We start from the raw sequence: 6639 nt of genomic DNA, 5'->3' as shown, positions 1-6639 counted from the left end.
CCGTTGTCGATGCCCTTGAACGACAGGGTCGGGCCCATGTGGTTGCCCTCGGCGGTGTGGTTGTAGACCACGTCGAGGATGACCTCGATGCCGGCGGCGTGCAGCGACTTGACCATCGCCTTGAATTCCTGCACCTGCTGGCCGCGCTCGCCGAACGCGCTGTAGGTGTTCTGCGGGGCGAAGAAGCCGATGGTGTTGTAGCCCCAGTAGTTCGACAGACCCTGATCCATCAGCGTGCTGTCGTTGACGAACTGGTGCACCGGCATCAGCTCGATCGCGGTCACCCCGAGCCGGGTCAGGTGGTCGATGATGGCCGGGTGGGCCACGCCGGCGTAGGTGCCGCGCTGGCTGGTCGGCACCTCCGGATGCATCATCGTCAGGCCCTTGACGTGCGCCTCGTAGATGATGCTGTCGGCGTACGGGATCTTCAGCTGCCGGTCACCGGTCCAGTCGAAGAACGGGTTGATGACGACGCCGTGCATCATGTGCGGCCCGGAATCGGCGTCGTTGCGGCTCTCGGGCTCGCCCATGTTGTAGCCGAACAGCGCGGGGTCCCAGTCGATGGCGCCGGAGACGGCCTTCGCGTAGGGGTCCAGCAGCAGCTTGTTCGGGTTGCACCGCGAGCCGTGATGCGGCTCGTACGGCCCGTGCACCCGGTAGCCGTACCGCTGCCCGGGCTGCACCGTCGGCAGATAGCAGTGCCAGACGTAGCCGTCGACCTCCGGCATCTTGATGCGGGTCTCCCCGCCCCGCTCGCCGATCAGGCACAACTCCACCTCGGTCGCCGCCTCGCTGAAGATCGCGAAGTTGGTCCCGGTGCCGTCGAACGTGGCCCCCAAGGGATAAGGGCGGCCCGGCCAGATCTCCATCGGTGCTCCTACCTGCGTTCTGCGTGTCCCACGTCGTCACCGTCGACTCGGCCGCGCGACGCACCGGCTGGTGCGTTGCTGCCGGCTCACCCTATCCATGGCCGGGCGTCCGGCACGTGCCGAAAAGGTGTCGGCAGCGTCTCCGCTTGACCGGGCCGGGGCCGGGGTACCGGTGCGGGTTCCGGCCGCGGTCAGCGCCGGTGTCCCGGCGCGATCACGGGCCCGATCCCGGGCGGAATCGGCTGTCGGACGGTTCGATTACCCTCGCCTCTGTGCCGGATCCAGCCAGCTACCGTCCCGCACCCGGGACGATCCCGGAGTCGCCCGGCGTCTACAAGTTTCGCGACCCGAAGGGCCGCGTCGTCTACGTCGGCAAGGCCAAGAGCCTGCGCCAGCGGCTGAACTCCTACTTCGCCGACATCACCGCCCTGCACCCGCGGACCAGGCAGATGGTGACCACGGCGGGCAGCGTCGAGTGGACCGTGGTGACCACCGAGGTCGAGGCGCTGCAGCTGGAGTACAACTGGATCAAGGAGTTCGACCCGCGCTTCAACGTCCGGTACCGGGACGACAAGTCCTACCCGTTCCTGGCCGTCACGGTGGGGGAGGAGTACCCGCGGCTGCAGGTCATGCGGGGGGCGCACCGCAAGGGCGTCCGGTACTTCGGCCCCTACGCGCACGCCTGGGCCATCCGGGAGACCCTCGACCTGCTGCTGCGCGTCTTTCCGGCGCGGACCTGCTCGGCCGGCGTGTTCCGCCGCTCCGCCCAGATCGGCCGGCCCTGCCTGCTCGGCTACATCGGCAAGTGCTCGGCGCCGTGCGTCGGGCGGGTGAGCGCCGACGAGCACCGGGAGATCGTCGACGGGTTCTGCGACTTCATGGCCGGCCGGGCCGACCCGCTGATCCGCCGCCTGGAGAAGGAGATGACGGCGGCGGCCGCCGACCTGGACTTCGAGCGGGCGGCCCGGCTGCGCGACGACCTCGCCGCCGTCCGGCGGGCCGTGGAGAAGCAGGCCGTGGTCTTCGGGGACGGGACCGACGCCGACGTCATCGGCATCGCCGCCGACCAGCTGCTGGCGTCCGTGCAGATGTTCCACGTGCGGGACGGCCGGGTGCGCGGCGAGCGGGGCTGGATCGTGGACGTCGACCTCGACCCGATCCCCGGGACCGGAGCCGGAACCGGGGCCGGCGCGGCGGGCCCGGACGACGGCCCGGAGGCCGAGATCGCCGCGGTGCTGCCGTCGCTGGTCGAGAACTTCCTGCTGCAGTTCTACGGGGACCTGGCGGCCGAGTCCGCCGCCGACGGCACGGACCGGTCCGTCGCGGTGCCGCGGGAGATCCTGGTGCCGGTGCTGCCCAGCCAGGACGCCGGCACCCACGAGGAGCTGGTGGCCTGGCTGTCCGGCCTGCGGGGTTCCCGGGTGTCGTTGCGGGTCGCGCAGCGCGGGGACAAGCGGGCGCTGGCCGAGACGGTCACCCGCAACGCCAAGGAGGCGCTGACCCGGCACCGGCTCAAGCGGGCCGGCGACCTGACCGCCCGCTCGGCGGCGCTGTCCGAGCTGGGCGAGACGCTCGGCATGGACGTCGCCCCGCTGCGCATCGAGTGCATCGACATCTCGCACGTCCAGGGCACCGACGTGGTCGCCTCGCTGGTCGTGTTCGAGGACGGGCTGGCCAAGCGCAGCGACTACCGGCGGTTCGCGATCCGGGACCGGCCCGGTGACGACGTCGCGTCCATCGCCGAGGTGGTGCGCCGCCGGTTCAGCCACCAGGCCCGGGCCGAGCAGGAAGCCGAGCACGGATCCGGGCCGTCGCCGGCGGCCACCTTGGCCCCGGAGGGTCCGGGCGGGCCACCGGGCGCGGACGGCCCGGCCCCCGGGGTGCCGCCGGGCATCGACCCGACAACCGGCCGGGCCCGCCGGTTCGCCTACCCGCCGCAGCTGCTGGTCGTCGACGGCGGGGCGCCGCAGGTGAACGCCGCCGCCACGGTGCTGTCCGATCTGGGCATCGTCGACGTCACCGTCTGCGGGCTGGCCAAGCGCCTGGAGGAGGTCTGGCTGCCCTTCCAGCCGGATCCGGTGATCTTCCCGCGCACGAGTGAGGCCCTGTACCTGCTGCAGCGGCTGCGGGACGAGGCCCACCGGTTCGCCATCACCTACCACCGGGCCAAGCGCTCGAAGTCGATGACCGTCTCCGCGCTGGACGACGTGCCGGGTCTGGGCGAGGTGCGGCGCAAGGCGCTGGTCCGTCACTTCGGCTCGGTCGCCGCCCTGCGCCGGGCCGGCGTCGAGGAGATCCTGGAGGTGCCCGGGGTGGGCCGGCGGACCGCCGAGGCCGTGGTCGCCGCCCTCGCCGGGCCCGGTGGCACCGGTGGCGACGCCGGCTCCGGCCGGTGATGCAAGGATTCTCGTAGCGCGCGGCTGGGACCGAGGATCGAGCACGGAGGGGGCATCCCGGTGAGCACACAGGAGCAGGGGGACCGGACCGAGTCCGGACGGGCCGAGCCGGGGCGGGTGGACGAGCCGGTCATCCAGGTGGCCATCGTCTCCGGACTGTCCGGGGCCGGCCGGTCGACCGCGGCCAAGTGCCTGGAGGACATGGGCTGGTTCGTGGTGGACAACCTTCCCCCCGAGCTGATCAGCACGATGGTCGACCTCGGCTCGCGGACCAGCGGCGACGTCACCCGGATCGCGATCGTGCTGGACGTCCGCTCGCGGGCCTTCACCGAGGATCTGGCCGCCGTCATCAAGGACCTGGACGCCAAGGGGTACCGGCCGCGGGTGCTGTTCCTGGAGGCCAGCGACGCGGCGCTGATCCGTCGCTACGAGGCGAACCGCCGCAAACACCCCCTGCAGGGCGGGGGCCGGCTGGCCGACGGGGTGGCCTACGAACGGGCCGTGCTGGAGCCGCTGCGACAGGAGGCCGACGTCGTGGTCGACACCTCCGAGCTGTCCATCCATCAGCTGCGCGCGGAGGTCGAGCGGGCCTTCGGGCACGCGTCCCCCGAGCGCAAGGCGTCGATGACGCTGGTGTCGTTCGGCTTCAAGTACGGGTTGCCGCTGGACGCCGACCTGGTGATCGACATGCGCTTCCTGCCCAACCCGCACTGGATCCCCGAGCTGCGCGACCACACCGGGCTCGAGCAGGAGGTCTCGGACTACGTCCTGTCCCAGGAAGGTGCGGCGGAGTTCCTCGACCGCTACGTCGGCCTGATCGACCTGATCAGCGGCGGCTACCGGCGTGAGGGCAAGCGGTACCTGACCCTGGCCGTCGGCTGCACCGGGGGCAAGCACCGCAGCGTGGCCGTCGCCGAGGAGCTCAAACGCCGGCTCGACACCGACACCCTCGCGGTTCAGGTCGTGCACCGCGACCTGGGCCGGGAGTGATGGGCGGCGCCCTGCCGGACCGCGCCGCGGCCCGCCCCAAGGTGGTCGCCCTGGGCGGCGGCCACGGGCTGCACGCGATGCTGTCCGCCCTGGTCCGGCTGCCGGTCGAGGTCACCGCGGTGGTCACCGTCGCCGACGACGGGGGATCGTCCGGCCGGCTCCGGCACGAGATGCCCGGCATCGTGCCGCCCGGCGACCTGCGGATGGCGCTCACCGCGCTGGCCGATCCGGGCGAGCACGGCGCGCTCTGGAGCTCGACGTTCCAGCACCGGTTCCGCGGCGAGGGGGCGCTGGCCGGGCACCCGGTCGGCAACCTGGTCCTGGTCGGGCTGACCAAGGTCCTCGGCGGCGACCCGGTCGCCGCACTCGATGCCGCCGGTGCCCTGCTGGGCAGCCGCGGCCGGGTGCTGCCGATGGCCTGTCAGCCGCTGGACATCGTCGCCGAGGTGACCGGCCTGGACGAGGACCCGGCGGCCGTGCGGCGCATCCGCGGCCAGGTGGCGGTCGCGAGCACCCCGGGCCGGGTCCGGTCGGTCGCCCTCGACCCGCCGGACGCGGCGGCCTGCCCGGAGGCGCTCAAGGCCGTCGCGGAGGCCGACCTGATCACCCTGGGCCCGGGCTCGTGGTTCACCAGCGTGCTGCCGCATCTGATGCTGCCGGACCTGGCCGCAGCGATCCTGGCCAGCCGGGCCGCCAAGGTGGTGGTGCTCAACCTGGCCGCGCAGGCCGGGGAGACCGAAGGATTCTCGCCCGAGCAGCACCTGGACGTACTCTCGGACCACGCCCCCGAGCTTGCCATCGATTCGGTGCTGGCCGACCGCGCGTCCGTGGCGCTGCCGCAGCGTCTGGCGACCGCGGCCGCCCGGCTCGGGGCCCGGCTGGACCTGGACGACGTCGCGATCCCGGGGACCGCCCGGCACGATCCGGCGGGCCTGGCGGCGTCGCTCGCGGCGGTGCTGGCCCGGGACGGTTCTCCGGGTGCGGACGGGCGGCCGGACCGGCCGGGGGGACTGACATGAACGAGCGCCAGCAAGCGGAATCGGGCGCGTTGACATGAGTGAAAGCAGGGAGCGCCCGGAATGGCGATGACGGCCTCGGTCAAGGACGAACTGAGCCGGGTGGCGGTGACCAAGGTGTCGGCCCGCAAGGCGGAGGTGTCGGCGATGCTGCGCTTCGCCGGTGGGCTGCACATCGTCGCCGGGCGGGTGATCGTCGAGGCGGAGCTGGACACCGGCGTGGTGGCCCGTCGCCTGCGCAAGGAGATCGCCGAGCTGTACGGGCACGCGGCCGAGGTGCAGGTGCTCGCCGCGTCCGGTATCCGCAAGAACACCCGCTACGTGGTCCGGGTGGTCGGCGGCGGGGACTCGCTGGCCCGGCAGACCGGTCTGATCGACCAGCGCGGCCGGCCGGTCCGGGGCCTGCCGCCGCAGATCGTCGCCGGCTCGGTCGGCGACGCCGAGGCGGCCTGGCGCGGCGCCTTCCTGGCCCACGGATCGCTCACCGAACCCGGCCGCAGCGCCTCGCTGGAGATCACCTGCCCGGGCCCGGAGGCGGCGCTGGCCCTGGTCGGCGCGGCCCGCCGGATGGGCATCGGGGCCAAGGCCCGCGAGGTCAGGGGGGCCGACCGGGTGCTCGTCCGGGACGGCGACGCGATCGCCGCCCTGCTGACCCGGCTCGGGGCCCACGCGTCGATGCTGGCGTGGGAGGAACGGCGGATGCGCCGCGAGGTCCGGGCCACCGCCAACCGCCTCGCCAACTTCGACGACGCCAACCTGCGCCGGTCGGCCCGCGCGGCGGTCGCCGCGGCCGCCCGGGTCGAGCGGGCGCTGGAGATCCTGGGGGAGGACGCACCCGACCACCTGAGCCAGGCCGGCCGGCTGCGGATCGCCCACGGCCAGGCCTCGCTGGAGGAACTGGGCCAGTTGGCCGACCCGCCGATGACCAAGGACGCGGTGGCCGGGCGGATCCGGCGGCTGCTGACCATGGCCGACCGCCGGGCCGCCGAACTGGGCATCCCGGACACCGAGTCCGCCGTGACCGCGGACATGCTGGACTCCTGAGCGCTCGCCGGGTGAACTTCCGGTGAACCCGCCCGGCCACCCGCTTCTGGATTGATTCAGTGCAGGTGAGCGCAGCAGACCAGGGCACATGGTCCGTCCGGTCCGGTCCGGCGACCCGTCCGGAACCGGGTCATTGGTCCTGAATTCGGCGCGGGACCCCCGGCCGACGCGCCGGGGGACAGGCGCCCCGATACAGTGAGTCCGGCAACGTTCACAAGGACGTGGGCGAGGTCTCTTGATCGATCCCGTTCGAGCGGGCTACCACCCTGCTGCGGGAACCCCAATGAGGAGGGCGGACAGACGTGACTGTGCGCGTCGGTGTAA

Annotated in this window: 5 protein-coding genes; 4 read left to right on the top strand and 1 reads right to left on the bottom strand. The window is 72.9% G+C overall.

Annotation, left to right across the window (positions count from 1 at the left end):
* On the bottom strand, positions 1 to 869 hold an 869-nt coding region (locus ACOJUF_RS11000), incomplete at its 3' end, for an alpha-amylase family glycosyl hydrolase (RefSeq protein WP_420121892.1).
* A gap of 272 nt (positions 870 to 1141) precedes the next feature.
* Between ACOJUF_RS11000 and uvrC the strand changes: the two genes are divergently transcribed.
* From uvrC to whiA, 4 genes are all read left to right on the top strand, one after another.
* Entirely contained in the window at positions 1142 to 3265 is a 2124-nt protein-coding gene (uvrC, locus tag ACOJUF_RS10995; protein WP_420121891.1) for an excinuclease ABC subunit UvrC, read from the top strand.
* A gap of 132 nt (positions 3266 to 3397) precedes the next feature.
* A complete protein-coding gene (gene rapZ, locus ACOJUF_RS10990) occupies positions 3398 to 4255 on the top strand; it encodes an RNase adapter RapZ (RefSeq protein WP_420121893.1) in 858 nt (285 codons plus the stop codon).
* The gene (locus ACOJUF_RS10985; protein ID WP_420121890.1) at positions 4255 to 5274 is read left to right on the top strand and encodes a gluconeogenesis factor YvcK family protein; all 1020 of its coding nucleotides are present in this window, start codon (positions 4255 to 4257) and stop codon (positions 5272 to 5274) included. The genes rapZ and ACOJUF_RS10985 overlap by 1 nt, the downstream gene beginning before the upstream one ends.
* A 60-nt stretch (positions 5275 to 5334) precedes the next feature.
* Positions 5335 to 6315, top strand: a complete 981-nt coding sequence (gene whiA / locus ACOJUF_RS10980) for a DNA-binding protein WhiA (protein ID WP_420121889.1) — start codon at positions 5335 to 5337, stop codon at positions 6313 to 6315.
* The last annotated feature ends 324 nt before the right edge of the window (positions 6316 to 6639 follow it).

It is taken from the genome of Nakamurella sp., from assembly GCF_048594475.1.
In the GTDB taxonomy this organism is placed as follows: Bacteria; Actinomycetota; Actinomycetes; order Mycobacteriales; family Nakamurellaceae; genus Nakamurella.
Note: the sequence above shows the minus strand (reverse complement) of the source record. Positions and strands in the feature narration are given on the sequence as shown.